The 19,295-nt window shown below is 52.1% G+C and carries 9 protein-coding genes; 6 read left to right on the top strand and 3 right to left on the bottom strand.

Annotated elements, in window-relative coordinates; genetic code table 11:
- Positions 1–7 precede the first annotated feature (7 nt).
- From JK199_RS13070 to JK199_RS15850, 6 genes are all read left to right on the top strand, one after another.
- Entirely contained in the window at positions 8–508 is a 501-nt protein-coding gene (locus tag JK199_RS13070; RefSeq protein WP_212376719.1) for a Fur family transcriptional regulator, read from the top strand.
- A gap of 113 nt (positions 509–621) precedes the next feature.
- Entirely contained in the window at positions 622–3,915 is a 3,294-nt protein-coding gene (locus JK199_RS13065; protein WP_212376716.1) for an efflux RND transporter permease subunit, read from the top strand.
- Positions 3,916–4,053: 138 nt separating this feature from the next.
- Positions 4,054–4,563 (top strand): sigma-70 family RNA polymerase sigma factor, encoded by a 510-nt coding sequence (locus tag JK199_RS13060; protein ID WP_212376713.1) that lies wholly within the window; start codon positions 4,054–4,056, stop codon positions 4,561–4,563.
- Positions 4,564–4,666: 103 nt separating this feature from the next.
- Entirely contained in the window at positions 4,667–5,635 is a 969-nt protein-coding gene (locus tag JK199_RS13055) for a FecR family protein (protein WP_212376709.1), read from the top strand.
- A gap of 103 nt (positions 5,636–5,738) precedes the next feature.
- On the top strand, positions 5,739–8,360 hold the full coding sequence (locus JK199_RS13050; protein ID WP_212376706.1) for a TonB-dependent siderophore receptor: 2,622 nt from the start codon (positions 5,739–5,741) through the stop codon (positions 8,358–8,360).
- Between the two features lie 136 nt (positions 8,361–8,496).
- On the top strand, positions 8,497–8,901 hold the full coding sequence (locus JK199_RS15850; protein WP_244985150.1) for a hypothetical protein: 405 nt from the start codon (positions 8,497–8,499) through the stop codon (positions 8,899–8,901).
- Positions 8,902–8,939: 38 nt separating this feature from the next.
- On the opposite strand, the gene JK199_RS15845 is transcribed toward JK199_RS15850, so the two are convergent.
- The 3 genes from JK199_RS15845 to JK199_RS13040 all read right to left on the bottom strand — a co-directional run bounded on the left by JK199_RS15845 (position 8,940) and on the right by JK199_RS13040 (position 18,614).
- Positions 8,940–9,260 (bottom strand): hypothetical protein, encoded by a 321-nt coding sequence (locus tag JK199_RS15845; protein ID WP_244985149.1) that lies wholly within the window; start codon positions 9,258–9,260, stop codon positions 8,940–8,942.
- Positions 9,257–9,460, bottom strand: a complete 204-nt coding sequence (locus JK199_RS15840) for a hypothetical protein (protein WP_244985148.1) — start codon at positions 9,458–9,460, stop codon at positions 9,257–9,259. The genes JK199_RS15845 and JK199_RS15840 overlap by 4 nt, the downstream gene beginning before the upstream one ends.
- A gap of 733 nt (positions 9,461–10,193) precedes the next feature.
- Positions 10,194–18,614, bottom strand: coding sequence for a GH36-type glycosyl hydrolase domain-containing protein (locus JK199_RS13040; protein ID WP_244985158.1), 8,421 nt, complete (start codon positions 18,612–18,614; stop codon positions 10,194–10,196).
- Between the last annotated feature and the right edge of the window lie 681 nt (positions 18,615–19,295).

Raw genomic sequence — 19,295 nt, 5'->3', positions numbered from 1 at the left:
CAAAACCATGCCTACCTTTTCCGAACACCGCCGTTCGCCGCCAGTCGTGAACCAGATCCGCCCCGGCATGGGCGCCAGCCGCAGCGCCGTGCGCAGGCTGGAAGAGCGCAGTGAGGAGGTCGGCATCAAAATGACCGATCTGAGGCGCATCCTGTTTCACGGCATTCTGGAAGCCGGACCACGCGCGACGGCGGTTGAAATCTGGAAAACACTTGGTCGGATTATGGAAGAGGGGCATGCCCCCTCACAGGGGTCGATCCAGCGTAACCTGAATCTCTTTGTGGAGCGGGGTATCCTGCGTCGGGATGTGACTCCGGACCGTCTCTGGCGCTACAGCGTGGCTCCGGAGCCCAGAGCAATTCTTGCGATTACTTTCGTGGAGGCCGGAACCGGACGGAAGATTGCCTGCAATGCGCCAGAAATCGCAACCTTGCTGCACCGGGTCGCGGCTGAGCACGGACTGGCCGTGCAGGGTGCTGCTATCACGGTCACATCGTCAGCCGGGTAAGCTTTGAAAGCCCGGTGAAAGAAGGCGAATATTTTTTTCGCCTTTCCACTGAAAAAACGTCCGCATCAATCGTCTAATAGAGTGAGCCCTCCCGCAGGGACGGGACATCTTCCTTGAAATTCATCGTCTGGTCTGTCCATCGCCCGGTGGCGACGCTCCTGCTGCTGCTCTCTGCCGTGCTGTCAGGGCTGATGGCATTGCCCCATCTGCCGGTTTCCGACCTGCCTGATGTCGACCTGCCGGTGATCTCTGTCTCCGCCTCCAACGCCGGCGGCTCGCCCGAGGTCATGGCCCGCACGGTGGCCGCCCCGCTGGAGCGCCATCTGGGCAATATCGCCGGTGTGACACAGATGCAGTCCACCTCCACGCGGGGCGAGACCTCCATCTCGCTGGGGTTTGAGCTGGGGCGTGACCTCAATGGCGCCGCGCGGGACGTGGAAGCCGCCATAAGGGCCGCGCGGCGCGACCTGCCAACCACGCCGGGGTCAGACCCGAGCTATCATCGCGCCAACCCCAATGCGACACCGGTGCTGATCCTTGCCGTAACACCGGGCACGCAGCCCATGCCGCGCCTGTATGATCTGGTGAACACTACCCTGCGGCCCATGCTGCTCCAGGTGCCGGGGGTAGGGGATGTGATGCTCATGGGCAGTTCCGCCCCCGCCGTGCGGGTGGAGATGAACCCTCTGCTGTTTTTCAAATACGGCATGGGGTTCGAGAACCTGCGCGCAGCACTCGCTTCGGCCAATGCCCATACGCCGAAAGGCGTGATCGACATGGCGGGCCAGCGTTACCAGTTGGCCGTGAACGATCAGGCCGACCATGCCGCAGCGTATCGGGATCTGGTGATTGCCTATAAAAACGGACGTCCTATCAGGCTGCGTGATGTCGCGACCGTCACCGACAGCATGCAGGACGTGAACGCGGCGGCCTTCTTTGACGGTAAACCGGCGCTGACGCTGATGGTCCGCGCCCAGCCGGGAGCTAATCTGGTCGGCATTGTCGAGGCCGTGAAGGCGCGTCTCCCGCAACTGCGGACACTGATGCTGCCGGGTGCAGATATTGCCGTGGCGCGGGATGGTTCGGCGGTGATCCGGTCCTCCCTGCACCACACGCTGGTGACGCTGCTGGCCGCCTGCATTCTGGCGCTGGTCGTGGTCTGGGTGTTCCTGCGGTCATGGACCGCTTCCATTGCAGCGGCGATCATCGTGCCGTGCTGCCTGATCGCCAGTCTCGGGCCGATGCATCTGGTGGGGTTCGGGCTGGATAATCTCTCGCTCATGGCGCTGACGGTGGTGACGGGGCTGGTGGTGGATGACGCCATTGTGGTGATCGAGAACATTATCCGCGTGCGTGAGCGCGGGCTTTCCATTGACGAGGCCGCCATTACCGGGGCCAGCGAGGTCGCGTTCACGCTGCTGTCCATCACCATTTCGGTGCTAGCGGTGTTCCTGCCGATCGGGCTGGCGTCTGGTCTGACAGGGCGGCTGTTCCGGGAGTTTGCCGGGACGGTAGGGATCGCCGTAACAGTCTCGCTGGTTCTGTCCTGCATGGTGACGCCCTGTCTAACGGCGCTCTGCATGCGGTTTGCCGAGGGAAGAAAACTAAAGTGTGTAACAGGCGATGTCAGAGGGGTGGGAGATATTGCTGTCCCGTCACATCATGCGGATGCCGCATACTGTCTGGATCATGAAAAACACAATGGCAGCCTGTATCGTCGAACTCTGGAAGTCTGTCTGACTCATCCCGGCAAGACCGTATTGCTATTGCCGCTGACCCTGCTGGCGACGGGCTTTCTGTTTCTGCGTATGCCAAAGATCGTGTTCCCGCGTCAGGATATCGGCATTGTTTCGGGCGGGTCACGCGGCAGCGGTAGTTCACTGGCGCAGACGAAAACCCGGCTGGAGCGGTTCAGCAGGGTGCTGCTGGAAGACCCGGCCGTCAGCCATGTCATCGCCTATCTCGATACCGGCGAAGGCTCCAGCCACGGCATGGTGTTCGCCACGCTGCGTGACCTGTCCACCGGGCGGGCCTCGGGAGCAGAAGTGGCCGCGCGTGTAGTGTCCCGGATGGGGAAAGACATTCACGCCGAATATCACGCACAGGCACCCGGCAACATCATGATGCGGGTCGGCTCGAACAGCAGTGGGGTCAGCTACATTCTGCGCAGCGAGGACGACCGGTTGCTGGGACCGGCCACACGCAGGCTGGCAAAAGCCCTGCGCCCCCATCCGGAGTTCACGGATGTTGACCCGGACATCGATCCACCGGGGCAGGGCATCACGCTGGCGATCGACCGTGATATTGCCGCCCGTGTCGGCGTCACGCCGCAGGTGATCGGCAATACCTTGTCCGATGCGCTTGGCCAGACCACGGCCTCGGTCGTCTACACTCCACATGGGCAGTATAACGTGGTGCTGACGGTGGAAAACCGTTTCCAGCGCGATCCGGAAATCCTGAAGCAGTTCTGGATCAGTCCCTCGGGCGGGTCCGCCTCGGGCAGTTCGGCGTCCAACACCATCCGGGTGGTAACCGCATCTGCGACCAGCACGACATCCTCAACCGGTGCGACGGAATTCAGAAACCAGATCGCCAATTCTCTGGCTGGCGGAGCCAATGTCTCAACGGGTTCAGCCGTGGCCACGGGGGCAGAGACACTGGTGCCGCTGTCCGTCGTGGCCCGCATCACCCCCAGTCTCGACCCGGTGGCGGTCACCCACATTGGTTACGCCAGTTCCGCCTCACTGGCGCTGGAACTGGCGCTGGGTATCAGCCTATCTCAGGCGCAATTCGTTATCGATCAGGAATGGCGCAACCTGCACCTGCCGAAGACCATCAGTGGGGAGTTGCAAAGTGACGAAGGGGATCAAGGCAAAAGCACCCATGGCAGCGAGATCCTGATCATCGCGGCTGTCTTGGCCGTCTGGATCACGCTGGGCATGCTGTATGAGAGCGTGTGGCACCCGCTGACCATCCTCTCCACCATTCCCTCGGCCGGGATAGGGGCGGTCATGGCGTTGGACCTGTTCGGACTGCCGTTCTCGGGCATGGCGGTGATCGCCATGTTGCTTCTGACCGGTATCTCGCTCAAGAATGCTATCATGCTGGTGGATTTCGCCATCCATGCCGAGCGCGAACGCAGTATGACACCGCGGGACGCTATCCGTGAAGCGTGCCTGCTGCGGCTGCGGCCTATCGTTATGACAACCTTTGCCGCAGCCCTCGGCGCGCTGCCGCTCGTGCTGATGGGCGGGTACGGCATGGAATTGCGTCAGCCATTGGGGATTGCGCTAATTGGTGGCCTGCTGATCAGTCAGGTCCAGACCATGTTCACCACGCCCGCCCTGTATTTGCTCGTGGCGAATGTTAGAGGCGCCTGGTTTCGGTTTCCTTCACGAAAACGATAGGCGCCTTCAGCTTTTCGGAGGAGGTGACTGACAGATATCACCATCATTCACACAGAGCGCTCTTGTATCTGCTTTGCGTCTGGAGTAACTAAGAATCATTCTTATCCTTATCTGACAGGCGCGCTACGGAACGAACAAATGGTGCGATCGCCTTCTCTGGTCCTGCAAGTTTTCATCTCGCGGCGGAATGATCTTATAAAATATGCGGAAACGATCGTACCAAATCATGGTGATGATATCGTGCAGGAAGCATGGTTCCGTATCAATCGGACGATGACCGCGACGGTCGAAATTGTTTCGCCTGACTCCTATCTTTTCCGTGTCGTTCGCAATCTGGCGATTGACGTAAAACGCAAAATCGGAAGGGAGGCACAAAGCACCTGTGATGCCTCACCACAAGAGATGGGAAATGCGGTCGCGTCGAACTCGCCCGAAGCGGACATGCTGGTCAGTGAGCAAATGCGCCTGTTAAGCGAAGCTATGGATGAATTACCTGAACGAACGCGTATCGCTCTTGAAATGCGTCGTTCAGGCAAATACAAACTTAAGGATATTGCAGCCCATTTTGGCATCTCTATTGCTGTGACGCATGAAATCATAGCGCGTGGTATCGCGCACTGTCGTAGCCGGGTTCTTCCCCCCGAATGACATCGAATTTCTGTTTCGACCGAAAAAAGAGAATCTTGTATCGTCTGTTTTGGCGAAGAGAAGTTATTTCGGGTGCTGCGCAACGCCTAATGGAGAGTGGAGTATGAGCAGCGATGAAACATATGAAGATATCTCTCTTGAAGCCGCGCGCTGGCTGGTTTCCCTTGAGGAAAATCCTGACGATCAAAAGCTGAAAGATGACTTTGAACGCTGGCTTTCTGAAGACCCAACTCATCGTGAAGCGTGGGCTGCCACCTCGGGTATCTACGATCTCATGGGGCCGCTGTTCGCGAAAGAAAGATATTCATCCAGCACGCAGTCTTGCAAGTCTGGTTGGCGTCACACGAGCGTTTCTAAACGGATTTCATATGGAGCTACGATCGCATTAGCTGCTGCATTGGCGAGTTTTATGCTTGTTCCGGACTATTATTACGGACTGACAGCCGACTACTCGACTGGTAAGGCGCAGCAAATGACAGTCAAGCTGGCTGATGGGAGCGAGGTTAGTCTGGCCCCAAAAAGTGCAATGAATGTCGTTTTTCGGCGTGAGGGTGGGCGGGAAATCCATCTTCTCCGTGGAGAGGGATTTTTTAAGGTCTCCCATAATCCTGAGCGCCCGTTCAGGGTGACGGCAGGAAAAATCAGCGTGACCGACATTGGCACTGAGTTTGACGTGCAAGTGTCTCATAAATCATCCGCTGTCGCTGTGAAATCGGGCGAGGTGCACGTCGATGGAGACAATCATCTTTCGACAGACCTCCATTCCGGTCAGCGGATTGAGAGACGAGGCCGAGGCATCGTGTCGACCAGTCACGAAGATGCTGAGAATATCGGAGCATGGGCGACCAGCGGCCAGCTTGTTTTGGAAGATAGTTCCTTTGGTGATGCAGTTACTCGAATTAACCCATATTACAATGGCAGAATTTTTGTCGCCAACCGGCATCTGAGCGTTGGGAAGGTGACAGGAGTTTATAACCTGTCGGCTCCTGAAAGCGCTCTTAAAGCCATGGCTGACACGCAGGGTGCGAAGCTTTACCACATAACCCCTTGGATTATCGTTGTTTCCTATTGATTTTCAGAAAAATCAAAAAATCTGAATATCGCGACCGAAAAAAGATCCCTTTGCATCGTTCTTTCTCTGAGAAGTTAATTAAGAATGCAACGCAACCGCATTCTTGCTTCTGGATGTCGAGCGAAGTTGGAGTAGTGGTGTGGTGTTCGTGGGTGTCGATAACAGAACTTGGAAAAAAATTAGATTAGCCAAACGACTGGCGCTGGGAGTTTCTACGGCCGGGTTATCATGGCTGATAATCAATCCTGCTTATAGCGCGCAAGCGTCGGCATCAACGGAAATGGAATTTGCCATTCCGGCAGGATCGCTGGCTGATGCGCTAACTCGTCTTGGACGTCAGGCAGGCATACAGATATCGGTCAACGGCGACCTTGCTCGGAGTATCAAATCGGGAGGAGTATCGGGAAAAATGACGCCCGATGCAGCACTCACACATCTGTTGGCGGGAACCGGTCTTGTCGCTCATCATACCAGCTCAAAAAACATTCTTATACAAAAAACATCGTCCGCCATCATGCTTGGTCCGGTGCGTGTTGGTGGAAATATAAGCCATCAGCAGGATCCTTCCGGGCCGGGTGTGGGCTATGTTGCGACACGCACCATGACAGGCTCAAAAACAGATACGCCAATCATTGAAATTCCGAATTCGATCCATGTGATTACGAAACGGCAGATGATTGATCAGCAGCCTCAGAACGTCATGGAGGCTCTGCGATACATGCCGGGCGTCAGTGTCGAGGCTTTTGGAGCTTTTGGTAACGGTCCAGCCAGTGGACAAAATCCCGGTGCGATCCAGCAGCGCGGATTTGATACCTCGCAGTTTGTGGACGGCTTGCGATCCTATTCTAACAGCGCCGGAGAAACTGCTTTTCTGGAGCGAATAGAAGTCATGAACGGACCATCTTCCGTAATGTATGGGCAGAGCACGCCAGGTGGTATGATCAACATGAGTTTGAAAAAACCGACAGAAACACCATTACATAATGCAACGGTTGGTTTTGGAAACTGGGGGCGGTACGAAGCCACTGTTGATGTCAGCGATAAGATTAATAAATCAGGAACTGTAAAATACCGTATTGCAGCTATTGGTGTAACGCAGGGTAACCAGACCAATCATGTAAATTATCATCGTGTGGGCGTTTTGCCTTCTATTTCATGGAATATTGATGAAAAAACCAATGTCGCATTCGTGGGATCCTACATGTATACACCCGGTGACGGAACAAACTGGACCCAGTTGCCACCTGAGATACTTTTAAACACCAATCATAACGGTCGCATTCCCAGAAGCCGTTTTCTAGGAGACCCGAGATGGAATGTTTCTGGTCAGAAAGACGCATTTATTGAATATCAGTTTCAGCACAAATTTAATAAATGGATCGATTTCAGTCAGAATTTGAGATGGGAAAGGTCGGAAGATTTCGAAAAGAGACTTACACGTGGCGTTATCGTTCTTCCAGACCTTTACGGGCGAGGAGCCTATGAAGGCGGAGGGCGGGCTTCGACCATTGGGTTAGACACGAGAGTCGGTGGAAAATTTTCTATTGGCAAAGTACTACATAATAACTGGATCGTCGGGACCGATTTCCGGGAATATGACGACAAGAACGGCACTACGTCCGACGACACGCCCGGCTATAACGGATACCCGGGAACGGATGGCTACTCATTCGTGAATGTTTATGATCCGCACAGTAACTATGTCCCGTGTATCAACATTCACTCTAGGACCTGTCAAAATTACGTCTATGGAAGTAACGCTTCCTATTTTCAGGAAGGTATCTATTTCCAGGACCAGATCAAATATAAACGGCTCTCCCTGATTCTCGGCGGCCGTCAGGACTGGATTAATTATCATGGATACACTGAGTCCGGATCGAACGAAAACGCGGCCGGCGATTATGTCCTGACGAGACGTCACAACCTTCCCAGGCCCCAGAGTGCATTCACGTGGCGGGCGGGACTTGTCTACAAGTTCGATTTCGGCCTCGCTCCCTATTTCAGTTACTCGACTTCCTTCGTGCCGCAGAGCTTTGGTCAAAGAGACTGGGAAGGAAAACTGTTTCCTCCACTGACAGGAAGGCAATTGGAAGCCGGAATGAAATATGAGTCACCCGACCATAATATTTTCATCTCGGCTGCAGCATTCAGGATTGATGAAAACCATTTCCTGGTTAACGACCCCGATCATGATTCCTTTTCCAGCGATGCCGGAAAAGCACGTTCACAAGGGTTTGAGATTTCTGCCAATGCTAACATTACTCACGACCTGAGATTTAATGCTTCTTATACTTATGATGAGGCTACTTATCTGGACAGTAATCTTTCCGATACTCAGGCTTATGCCGACGGCAGCACAGGAAGTGTCGTAGCTGAGAAAGGAAAATATGTGGAAAGTATTCCACGCAACATGGTGTCAGCATTTGTAGACTACACACCGCCTGCACGTTTCCTGAAAGGATTCGGAATTAACGGCGGTGTAAGATATAAGGGGTTTACGTACTCAGATGCTGTCAACAGTTATAAAGTTCCCGCCTACGTGCTGTTCGACATTGGCGCTCATTATGATTTTGGGCAAGCATTTACTTCTCTCAAAGGACTGCGAGCACAACTTTCAATTTCAAATCTAACGAATAAATATTATATTGCTTCCTGTGGTGGAACCTATTCTTGTTATATTGGACAAGGTCGACGTGTTTATGGAAATTTGAGCTACAGTTGGTGATTTCTAATTTTTTTGTTAATATCAGAATGGAGTGCGTTGTTCCGTAATTTGAACAATACTGATAAGTTCCCCAAATGCAGAGAAGATTTGCTCTATTTTCCTGAATAAATGCAATTCAGGGGTACTTTATGGTATTGTGAATAAAGGCGCGGTGTTTCTTGTTGTACGTTGCGGGCAGTCGAAGCATATATGTGAAATTCAATCTTCCAGTGAAAGCATTTTTATCAATTGCACCATATGGTGCGAACTGCGTTGCAGTAAGAGCCGATTAAATTTTTATCTCGATCCCTTTGACCGCACGCTGGATCGGCTCTTTCTTGACGTGGGCATGACGTGCTGGCGACTTGAGATCGCGATGGGCCGCAGTTTACCGATCATGATCAGATCGTCGCCACGGCTTCTCCATATCGGTCAGATGACCACCGTCCTTCCGTTCCGTGATGACATACGAATTGCCCGCGATCATGGGAATGCTCTTCCGCAGGCCGATCGCACTCTCGCCCAACTAAACGATGCGAGCACCATTTTTGCTGGAGGGTAACCTGATCATTCCTTCGTACAGAAAGATATATTCCCATTTCAGGCGTTGGATCTCTCGGCTGCGGCAACCGTTAAAAGCAGGAGTTGGAACGCGTTGATGGCTTCCAGCATCGCGGAACGGGCATCGGCAAATGTTTGGCCGAGGCGCTGATGTTCTTCCGCTGTGGTGTAGGGCTCGCGCTTTTGCTCCTTGAAGGGTTTCACGCCTCTGCATGGATTGACGTTGTCTGTTGGTATACTCCAGAGGATTGCCAGGGAGAACATTTTCGATAGCACACCCAGAGTCCTGTTCGCCTGACACGGGATATGGTGATAGGCGTAGTGGAATGTAACGATATCGGTACGATCCGTAACGATCATCTTTCGGCTGCCAATTTTTTCGTAATGAATAAGTCAATTGCGCGTTGATATTTAGCTTGTGTGGTCGGTTGCAGATGCGTTTTCACAGGCCGTTCAATGAAAAACTTGCAGAACTGGCTGACGGTGGGGGAGGTCCCCTCTTCGCCGCGTTCGGTGCTTGGATCGTTACCGTCATTCACACGGGCGAGGATTTTGATCACTTCGAAGAGGCCGAAAATGGTTTTTATTTAATGGAAATAATAAGATAGTAGTAATTCTTCGGGGTGTATCGGGGAATTTGGTGGTGGGGCTTAGCTTTTACCTACAAACTTATAACCTGAAGGCCACAGGTTCAAATCCTGCCTCCGTAGCCAATGAATCCTTCACTAAGAAGGCCAGCGTCCGAATGATGCATGGCGGTCTTCCTGTTTGTCGCAAAGATCAGCATCGCAGCTAAATTCCTTTCAAGGAAAATCTCAAGATCGCCATTTTCTGGAATGAGGCGGATCCGCTTGATCAGAGTGATTAGTTGTTATGGCAAAAAGATAGATTCACGAAAATCACGTTCAATGAAGCTCTTTTCTCACCAGAGATGCAACCGCTGATACACTTTTTTCCAATTCCCAAAGCGGAAAGGCAGGTTGCGTCAGTGCGATAACGATACAGAACGGCTTCCACAAACAAACGAAATTTTTCATGCGTATTCTCGGTATTACACGGGCTTTCATAAAAACTGGTCTGGCCAATATGGTCTATGATATGAAGCGTTTTCTTTTGCTTAAACGGTTTTCCGCCTCACGTAGTAGTTCAGACAGTAGAACTCTTCACTCTGTTTTCAATGCATAGGGAAAGCCTTCACATAGAAACCAATATCTTTCGATGCAACACATCAAGAATCAAGAAATTTAGTCAATATTTTGCTGCTTTTGGAAATTGTTTTCAAAGAGTTTTCGGTTAAAGTAAGCATATAACTATATGAATCTGCCCATCATCTTTGAGTTGAACTCTGTCTGTTTGTCCAAGGGGGATATTGTCTAATATCAGGGAAGGGGATGTGCTGTGACTCACGCCGTTTGGGTTTTTGACGATGCATTGATAGCGTGTGCTACGCCAGTGAAGAAGAACTTCAAATTCAGACCAGTCCTGTGGAATACAGGGTGTGATCAAAAGTGTTTCTCCTTGAATATGAATACCAAGAAGCGATTCAATCCCTGTGCGTTGCATCCAGCCAGCTGATCCGGTGTACCACGACCACCCGCCACGACCGACATGGGGGGCTACCGAGTAAATGTCTGCAGCAACAACGTAAGGTTCCAGTTTGTAGCGGTCTGCCTGTTCTTTCGTCTGGCAGTGCTGAATAGGGTTGAGCATGTTGAACAAGGCATGGGCCTGATTACCGTCTCCGAGTGCAGCAACAGCCATGACCGTCCAGAGGGCAGCATGCGTATACTGCCCTCCATTTTCCCGCACGCCCGGCGGATAACCGCGAATATAGCCCGGATCCGGCTCGGCCTTATCAAAGGGGGGCGTGAGAACAAGGATCAGCCCGCTCTCTGGCCGCACGAGATGCTGAAGAGCAGAATGGAGCGCATGATGAGCCCGCTCTGGAGAAGCCGCCCCGGACAAAACGGCCCATGACTGTGAGATAGCATCAATCTGACAATCAGTGTTCCTGTGTGAACCAAGTGGCGTGCCATCATCGAAGTAAGCACGGAGATACCAGTCTCCATCCCATGCATGCTCCAGTGCTTTGGCTAGCTTCTCCGTATGCGCCTGCCACCGGCTGGCGCGCAGTGTGTCATGACGGTTCAGGGCGAGTGGAACAAACATTTTGAGCGTTGTGTAGAGGAACCAGCCGAGCCAGACGCTTTCTCCACGCCCTTTCTCTCCCACGCGGTTCATGCCGTCATTCCAGTCTCCCGTGCCCATCAGGGGTAGCCCGTGTGTCCCCACTGACAGACTGTGATCCAGTGCTCGTGCACAATGTTCAAAAAGAGACGCAGTTTCAGAAGAGAGTGTGGGGACTGTAAACAGGTCATGCTCTTCCACAGGGAGCAGAGGCGCTACAAGGAACCCGATGGCTTCATCCAGAACATCCGTATCTCCGGTTGCCGTGACGTAATGCGCAACAGTGTAGCCTAGCCAGGTGCAATCATCTGAGATGTGAGTCCGGACACCGGCTCCGGTTTGAGGTAACCACCAGTGCTGTACATCCCCTTCCAGAAACTGACGGCCAGCCGCCCGTAAAATATGCTCCCTGACAAGTGCTGGCGATGACGCGGCGAGCGCCATGCCATCCTGAAGCTGGTCCCGGAAGCCAAAGGCTCCGCTTGCCTGATAAAATCCGGCCCGGGCAAGAACGCGGCTGGAAAGCGTCTGATACAAAAGCCAGCCGTTGAGCATGATGTCCATACTTCTGTCCGGGGTTTTGACCTGAACGGTATGGCAGACGGCATTCCAGTGTGTGGTTACGGCCTGCAGGACGGCATCAAGGTTAGTCGTGCGATAGTGGGTAATGAGGTGCCGGGCTTCCGTTTCATTCCCCGCATCTCCTAGCAGGAAGACAATTTCCACGCGTCCATTGGCAGGTAGCGTAATAAGAGTTTGCAGGATACCACACGGGTCCAGCCCTGCTCCGGTTACGCTTTGCACACCGTCCGGCTGTGTAAAGGCTTCAGGATTATCCAGAGAGCCATTGCGCCCGATGAAACTCTTGCGATCTCCCGAAATTGTCGTGACGTAGGGGCCAAGGTCGGCAAATGCAACGCGGGAACCATAGGTGCTATCCCAGCGGTTTTTTGCGAAAAGAGCACCGGTTTGCGGGTCTCTTTCTGTGGTGATGAAAGGGGCGGTTTTGGTGCGTGCACTCCCCAGAACCCATTCAACATAGGCTGTGAGGGACAGGGTGCGGGACTGTCCAGAAAGATTATGAAGTTGAATGCGTGAAAGCTTCACAGGGTGTTCTGTGGGAACATATTGCAGTAAAGTGCTGGCAATACCCTGCGTGATGCGTTCGTAGCGTGTATATCCTCGTCCATGGTAAGTGACATATGTCGCTGCTGCGTCTCTCCGGGTGGCTGCTGTCAGGCTCCAGAGGGCATGCGTGTCTTCATCCCGAAGATAGAAAATTTCACTGGGTGGATTGCTTACCGGATCATTAGACCAAGGGGTAATCTGATGTTCCCGGCTGTTAAGAGACCATGTATGGCCGCTTCCTTCCGCAGAGGCCTGAAAGCCAAACGTCTCGTTGGCAATAATATTGATCCATGGAGCAGGTGTTGTTGTTTCCGGGGCAAGCACCACGACATAGGTTTCCCCCTGATCTGCAAAGCCGCCATACCCATTGAAAAACTCGAGTTCAGGAATGACAGGAACTTCAAAGTTTTCAGGTTTTACGGAACGTAACAGCGGGGCAGGGGGTGATATCGTAGCGGGCTGCATTTCAGCATGATCAAGTTGAGTCTCAAGACTATCATTTGCAGCCAGAACAACACGGGCAACTGCAAGCAGGAGAGCACGCGTGCCAAGGGACAGAAGATCTGTCCGTAAAATGCGCACGGATCCCCCTCCCGTTGCGGCTTTAGGGACGGAACGTACCAGATTTTCCAGAGAGACCTGAAGGTCTTGCAGGTAAGAAGACGGATGGTCATTGAGAATGACGAGATCAATCGCAAGCTGTTTCAGGCGAAAATACTCATGGGCCAGCAAAATCTGCTTCACGATGTTCGTATCGGAATTTTTTGTAACAGTCAGAATAATAAGAGGAAGGTCCCCCGAAATCCCATGCTCCCACAGAGCTGTTTGAGGTCCGGCTCCACGCTGGATAGTATCAGAAGGAGGACGCAGAGAAGCGCTTGTAAAAAGAATATGTCCTGCAAGACGCTGAAAGAGGTCCGCTTCGGCCGGGTGAATGTCGAGGTGTCGCAGCTGAATTTGAGCCTGAGTCCACGCCAGTGTGCGCACACGATCAAGAGCTGCTGCATCTTTATGCCTGTCAATCAAGTCCAGTAGTTCTTTTCTGGATGCCGCGGCCATTGTCCAGAAAGACATTCGGGTGGTAGCGCCGGGTTTGAGTGTTGCTCGGGTGCGGAGAGAAAAAGATGCGTCAAGAACGGCTCCTGTCTGCCCAGATAAAGTGACTTTGTCTTCAAGCGCGGCAGGGGAACGCACCGTGCGATTACGGCCAATAAAGGTTGCTCGATCTGTCCCCATGCTGACAGCACCCGGACAGACGATAAGATGCGCAACCCAGATTTCCGGTTCATCAGGGGTTCTGCGTCTGCGTGTTGCAATAAGAGTTTTTGTTTCAACTACATACTCAGTCTGGACAAAAAGCTTGGTGAATGCAGGATGCGCAAGATCAGCATCCTGCGGCAGCAGAGCGAGTTCGGCGTAAGACGTCAGATCAAGCTCTAATGTTTCGTGACCCGTATTGGACAGAGTGAGATGCCTGACCTCAGCATCCTCCTCGGCTGAAACCATGATCTCCAGTGTGGTTGTGACAGCACCATCACAACGAGAAATTTCTGCACGATCTTCATGAAATGCGACACGATAGCTATCTGGAATAGTAACGGCGGGCTGGAGGCCTGCGGACCAGAAACGCCCTGTCCTGACATTTTTCAGATAAAAATAGGAGCCATACTGGTCGAGCGTCGGGTCTTCTCGCCACCGCGTTAGCATGTTCCCCTGCCATCTACTGTAGCCAGAGCCTGCAGAGGTTAGCATGACAGTGTATCGGCCGTTGGAAAGAAGATGTGTGACAGGCTCAGATGTGTAAGCCGTATCATAAAATCGGCCAGCGCGTGTTGCCGTTTCTGGAGAGAGGGTGGGCAGAGCCTGTTCTGTGGGCAAGGGATGGGCAATTGCACCTTTATCGGGAGCGCGTTCCTGCAAAAGAAGTTCGGCAGATGCCATGACAGGATCATCATGAAAGCGCATTCTCATGATGCCATTCAGAACTGTGTCAGCCACCGCCAGAATGGACATGCCCTGATGGTGCGCCATGTAAGCACGGATAATAGCGACGGTCTCGTCTTCCGGGATGCGGCCGGGCGTATAATCCAGAGATTCGTAAAACCCGTAACGCCCCAGTGCACCAGTTTTTTCCAGCGCAGACAGATTGGTGACGGCTTTCTGCGGATCGACCATGGCTGCGAGGAATGTTGCATAAGGCGCGATGACAATATCCTCGGCAAGCCCGCGTTTCAGGCCCAGTCCCGGCACGCCAAAATTGGAATATTGATAAGTATAGTCAAGATCGCGCACATTATAGGCGGCTTCAGAAATACCCCATGGAACATTTAGGTTTTGTCCGTAAGAAATCTGGCGCTGGACAATAAGGGCATTTGTTTCCTGAAGCAGGCTGCCTACAGGTGCGCGCATGACCAGTGAGGGCATGAGATATTCGAACATCGACCCGGACCATGAGACAAGAGCAGCCCCGTTACCGGAAGGTGTGATGGCCCGGCCCAGACGGAACCAGTCGCGTGCCGGAATGTCGCCTTTGGCAATCGCAAAATAGACAGCAAGCCGCGCCTCTGATGCAAGGAGGTCGTAACAGTTCTTGTCCGCAGTATCGTCCGGGACCAGAAAGCCGATAGACAGCAGTTTACGGGACACATCACGCAGAAAACTGAAATCCATGGCATCAGCCAGTCGGCGGGCCTGGTATTCCAGCACTCGCAATCGGTCAGACAAGCCAGTTTTTTGTGACTGCTCGAAATCACGAAGATGGCTTTCCAGAGTGCGCAGCGGAGCTGTGGCCCAGAAGAGCGGGTCAGTTGAAAGAGTGTCAGGCTGATTTTCAGTATGAGGGAACAGATGCTTCGCGTGTCCGGCAATGATTTCTGCCTGTTTGTGAAATTCTGTCAGGGTGCTGTTTGTGTGATCTTCTGGCGCAGACAAAACAGCATTTTTTAGTTTAGCCAGAGATCGGACAAGCGCGCGCTGTTGTTTGGTAAGCTGAAGACGAGTGCCATTGAGGAAAGTTAGATCCACGATGGCAAGTGTGAGGACGTCCGAAAGGCCACTCCGCCAGGCATGATCCTCAGCGTCCTGCATTCGCCACTCCCGGCAGGTGCTGGCAACGGTGACAAGATGCCCGGCCAGATTACCGCTATCAACTGTGGAGACATAGAGGGGATTAAGGGCGGCAAGAGTTTCCGTACTATACCAGTTATATAAATGCCCCCGATATTTCTCCATTTTTTCAACGGTTTTTAAGGTAGCTTCCAGTCGTTCTACAGTCTCCTGCAGGCCGCACCACCCAAAGTCTCTCGCGTTGATGGCGCAGAGAAGATAGAGGCCAATATTTGTGGGTGATGTGCGTCTGGCAAGAACAGGGCTGGGATCTTCCTGAAAGTTGTCTGGCGGCAACATATTGTCAGCGTCAGTCACAAACGTCTCAAAGAAACGCCATGTGCGCCGCGCTGCGGTGCGTAATGTTCTGATATCGGTTCTGGATGGACGTGACTGAGAGGGGAGGACAGGGGAGCGGCTGGTCCACAGGGCAAGAGCTGGCGACAGCATCCAGAGCACGGAAAGGGGGCCGGATAAAAGCAAAGTTTCTGGGTCCGACCAGGCAACGTACCCTGTCAGCAAACTGGCAAAAACCGGAGCAGGGAGCATTTTGAGGTAATAGTCTCTCATGCCAGACTGAAGAAAGTTTGCTGTTTGTGCCGCAGGAACCCATTGCAGCAGCAAACGGCGTGTAACGAGTACACGTAAAAGGGTGCGGCTGATGGCATCGAGCATCAGAAAGGCCTGATGGGCCATGAAGGTGAGGTTGAGAGCTGTCATAATAGCTGCGCTAACAGTGTGAGACCTGATGACGCTGCAATAGTTTCGGAACGTAATCCATTCCCGGCGTGGGAAAACATCTGGCACCACAGGGAGGAATGCTGGAACCGCGATGATCGCCAGAATAAAAAGCGTCCAGATGGCAGCATTTTCTGGCGTGAAGAGCCAGCAGGTCAGTAAGGTAAGCAGCGTGAAGGGGGCGCAGAGTGTCCGCCGCAGATTATCCACCATCTTCCAGCGTGCGATGCCAGACAGGCGGTTATGTGGCAGGGGTGTTTTTGCTGTGCCGGACATAATCCAGGGGAGCAACTGCCAGTCCCCACGCGCCCAACGATGTTGTCGTTGAGCTGAAACCATGTAATCTGTCGGAAATTCTTCTACGACTTCTATGTCAGACGCCAGTCCCGCCCGTGCAAAAATACCTTCAAACAGATCATGACTTAAAAGAGACGCTTCCGGCACACGCCCCGCAAGGGCGGCTTCAAAAGCATCAATATCATAAATACCTTTTCCCGCGTATGATCCTTCCCCAAAAAGGTCCTGATAAAGATCTGATATAGCAGCCGAATAGGCATCAATCCCGCTGGAAGTTGAATAGATTTTCTGGAAAAGCGTGCTTTGATGCCCAACGGGTAGAGAAGGGGTGACGCGAGGCTGCAAAATGGCATATCCACTCTCGATGCGTCCGGTTTCCAAATTGAACTGCGGAGCATTAAGAGGATGTGCCAGCTTACCGACCAGTCTTCGGACAGTTTCCAGAGGGAGACGGGTATCTGCATCTAGAGTGACGACATAGCGCACGCCTTGTGGGAGGTGGTGGCAGAAATCTTCCAGGAATGTCGTATCTTTAGCGCCACGGAGCAGGCGGTTCAGTTCATGCAGTTTTCCGCGCTTGCGTTCCCATCCCATCCACACGCCCTCGCTTTCGCTCCAGATGCGGTGTCGGTGCAGAAGCAGAAATCTGTCCCCATTATCAGAAGGGCCAAAATGCTGGTTAAGAAGCGTGATACCGTTAAAAGCTTGTTCTAAAAGCGCAGTATCATCAGAGGCGTGTTCATCATCAGAATCTTTCCAGTCAGTGAGAAGAGCGAAGTGAACGCCTTGATCATGTGTGGCCAGATAATGAATTTCCAGTCGGGCCAGGAGTTCTTTAACCGTTTTTTCGTTTGTCAGAAGAGCCGGTATGACCACAATCGTTCGCATGTGTGCAGGAATGCCCTGTGACAGTTCAAGCCCCGGTAACATTGTGACCTTGATCGTGCGAAGAGCAAGTCGGTTTATGCAGGCTATAGCAGCCTCGGATGTGGGAATGCAGGCAAAAACGGCAATAAGCACCAACCATAAACTGGGAGAATAGTTTTTTTCCGAAATCCATACGGGGATACTTAGAAACAAAACCACAAGAGTGAGGATAGCAAGGCTATACCCAGTAATACCGTGATGGCAGAAATCCCGTATGAGTTTTCTGGAAAGGGGCGGCCGGAGGCCCAATTCTGCTTCAAGCTGACTGCGCCCTTCTTGCAGAAGATAATAACCGGGGTCAGTTTTGCGTAGGTCTGACTGCGCTGCATTCTGAGCTTTCCGTGCCAGCGTCAGTGCATAATTGGCAATATCTAACTCAGAAATCTCGCCGTCACGAGCGAGATCTTCCACTGCTTGACGATAAAGATTTCGACTTGCGAAATCTGCTTCCGTAAAACTTGGATAGGATGCAAAAGCCTTATCTATCAGACAGATGTGCTCAAAAATTTCGGTCCAGTCGAGTTCTGCAATAAACCTGAGACTGGTAATGATATTACCAATGGTTGCATTATAAGCGGCCTGTGTCTGTAAATCGTCTCGAACAGCACACTCAATACTGCTTTTTTTGTCCGTAAGCCGTTGCTCCAGCCAGACAAGTGCCGGGTCTTTTTCTAAATCAAGCCCTCGGGAACGATGAACGAGGCGCGCGACAAAAGCGGGGGTCAGGCTCTCTGGTTCAACCTGAGCCAGAATTCTCTGGATAGAAGTTTCTTTGTCTTTACGGGCATTTTCAAGCGTATCAGCCAGAATCTCAGCCGCATGGTAGCTGGCATTGTTCTTTATAATGGCGTGAGCAGTGCGACGTAGATTTTCGATTAGGACAATGCGCAGGGTGATAGGAACGGCCCATAGTTCTCCAATTATCAGTGGCGTAACGCTTTGATAGGCGAGCAGATAGCGGCAAAGAGTATCCTGAAGGAGATGACTGTCCGTATGAGCAATAAGAGCCCAGGTGACACCAAAGACCCGCGGTAATCCCTGAAACGGTCCATTTGCCAGTTTTGGGAGACGGCCATAATAACCAGCAGACAGGTCGAGGCTCGTTTCTCTGATTTGCATATCAATAAGAGCGTAATTGTCGGTAAGCCATTGGGCAGCAGGTGTCAGATGCTTTCCTGTCTGGAGTGCTTCCGTAATAGTAAGAACAGTTTTGCGGATAAAAATACTGTTTTCAGCAAGGCGATGCTTTAATGCATGTCTGTGTGTAATGGCAGTATGTGTAACGGCCTGCGCAACAGCCAGACTACGGGCATGTTCTTCAAGGCGTTCCATTCCGAAAATTTCACTTTTTACTGGCACATCATCATCCTGCCAGAAAAAAAATGTCTTCGGCTTGAATAGACGGAGCCCAAAAGGCGTTCCTCTTACTTCGATCCCTTCATGCGGAGAAAAATCTTTAGATTTGTCCATATTACTGCTCCGCCTTAACTTTGTGAGAATAAGAGGCGTAATTTTTCGATCTTCTTTAAAGAGGGAGGCGCTCTGTATTTTTACGATCGAATTTATTGTTTTTCTTGTGAACAGAGCCCAAGAGAAAGTATTCGCTACCCTCAAAATTTCACGATGAAGGCAGTTACCCTATTGCCGTTATCAACGCAGGAAGGGAGATAGGGTTCCTCACTACGGATAATGAAATATAGTATGAAGATTTTGATATGATAGATGGATGGTTTTAAAAATCTTTTATCTTTGAAGTTCGACCTGATGAGTCTGTTCCTTGGGTAGTAATGGGGATGTATGAATCATGGAACAGTCTGGTTTTTTTGATACTTAAGAACAGCGTGTCTGACGGCAAAAGAGTTCGTTTATTTGGCGAGCGTCTGGCATGTTCTGGTGCTGTTGGAAGACTGTTTGATCGGTCCGACGCGCCCTAGCGAAGCGCTAGTTATCTGCCGATATCAGGCTTACATCATGGCCGCTACGATGGTGGCGCTCTCAATCTATGCATTATCA

Origin of the sequence: Acetobacter persici, assembly GCF_018256955.1 — a bacterium.
GTDB lineage: Bacteria > Pseudomonadota > Alphaproteobacteria > Acetobacterales > Acetobacteraceae > Acetobacter > Acetobacter persici.
The sequence above is the reverse complement of the archived record's forward strand: the minus strand, read 5'-3'. Positions and strand labels throughout refer to the sequence as shown.

Coding starts and splice junctions, on each gene's coding strand:
- JK199_RS13055 (WP_212376709.1), top strand. CDS start 4,667: ATGAGCAGCGATGAAACATATGAAGATATCTCTCTTGAAGCCGCGCGC.
- JK199_RS13070 (WP_212376719.1), top strand. CDS start 8: ATGCCTACCTTTTCCGAACACCGCCGTTCGCCGCCAGTCGTGAACCAG.
- JK199_RS13040 (WP_244985158.1), bottom strand. CDS start 18,614: ATGGAACGCCTTGAAGAACATGCCCGTAGTCTGGCTGTTGCGCAGGCC.
- JK199_RS13060 (WP_212376713.1), top strand. CDS start 4,054: ATGGTGCGATCGCCTTCTCTGGTCCTGCAAGTTTTCATCTCGCGGCGG.
- JK199_RS15845 (WP_244985149.1), bottom strand. CDS start 9,260: ATGATCGTTACGGATCGTACCGATATCGTTACATTCCACTACGCCTAT.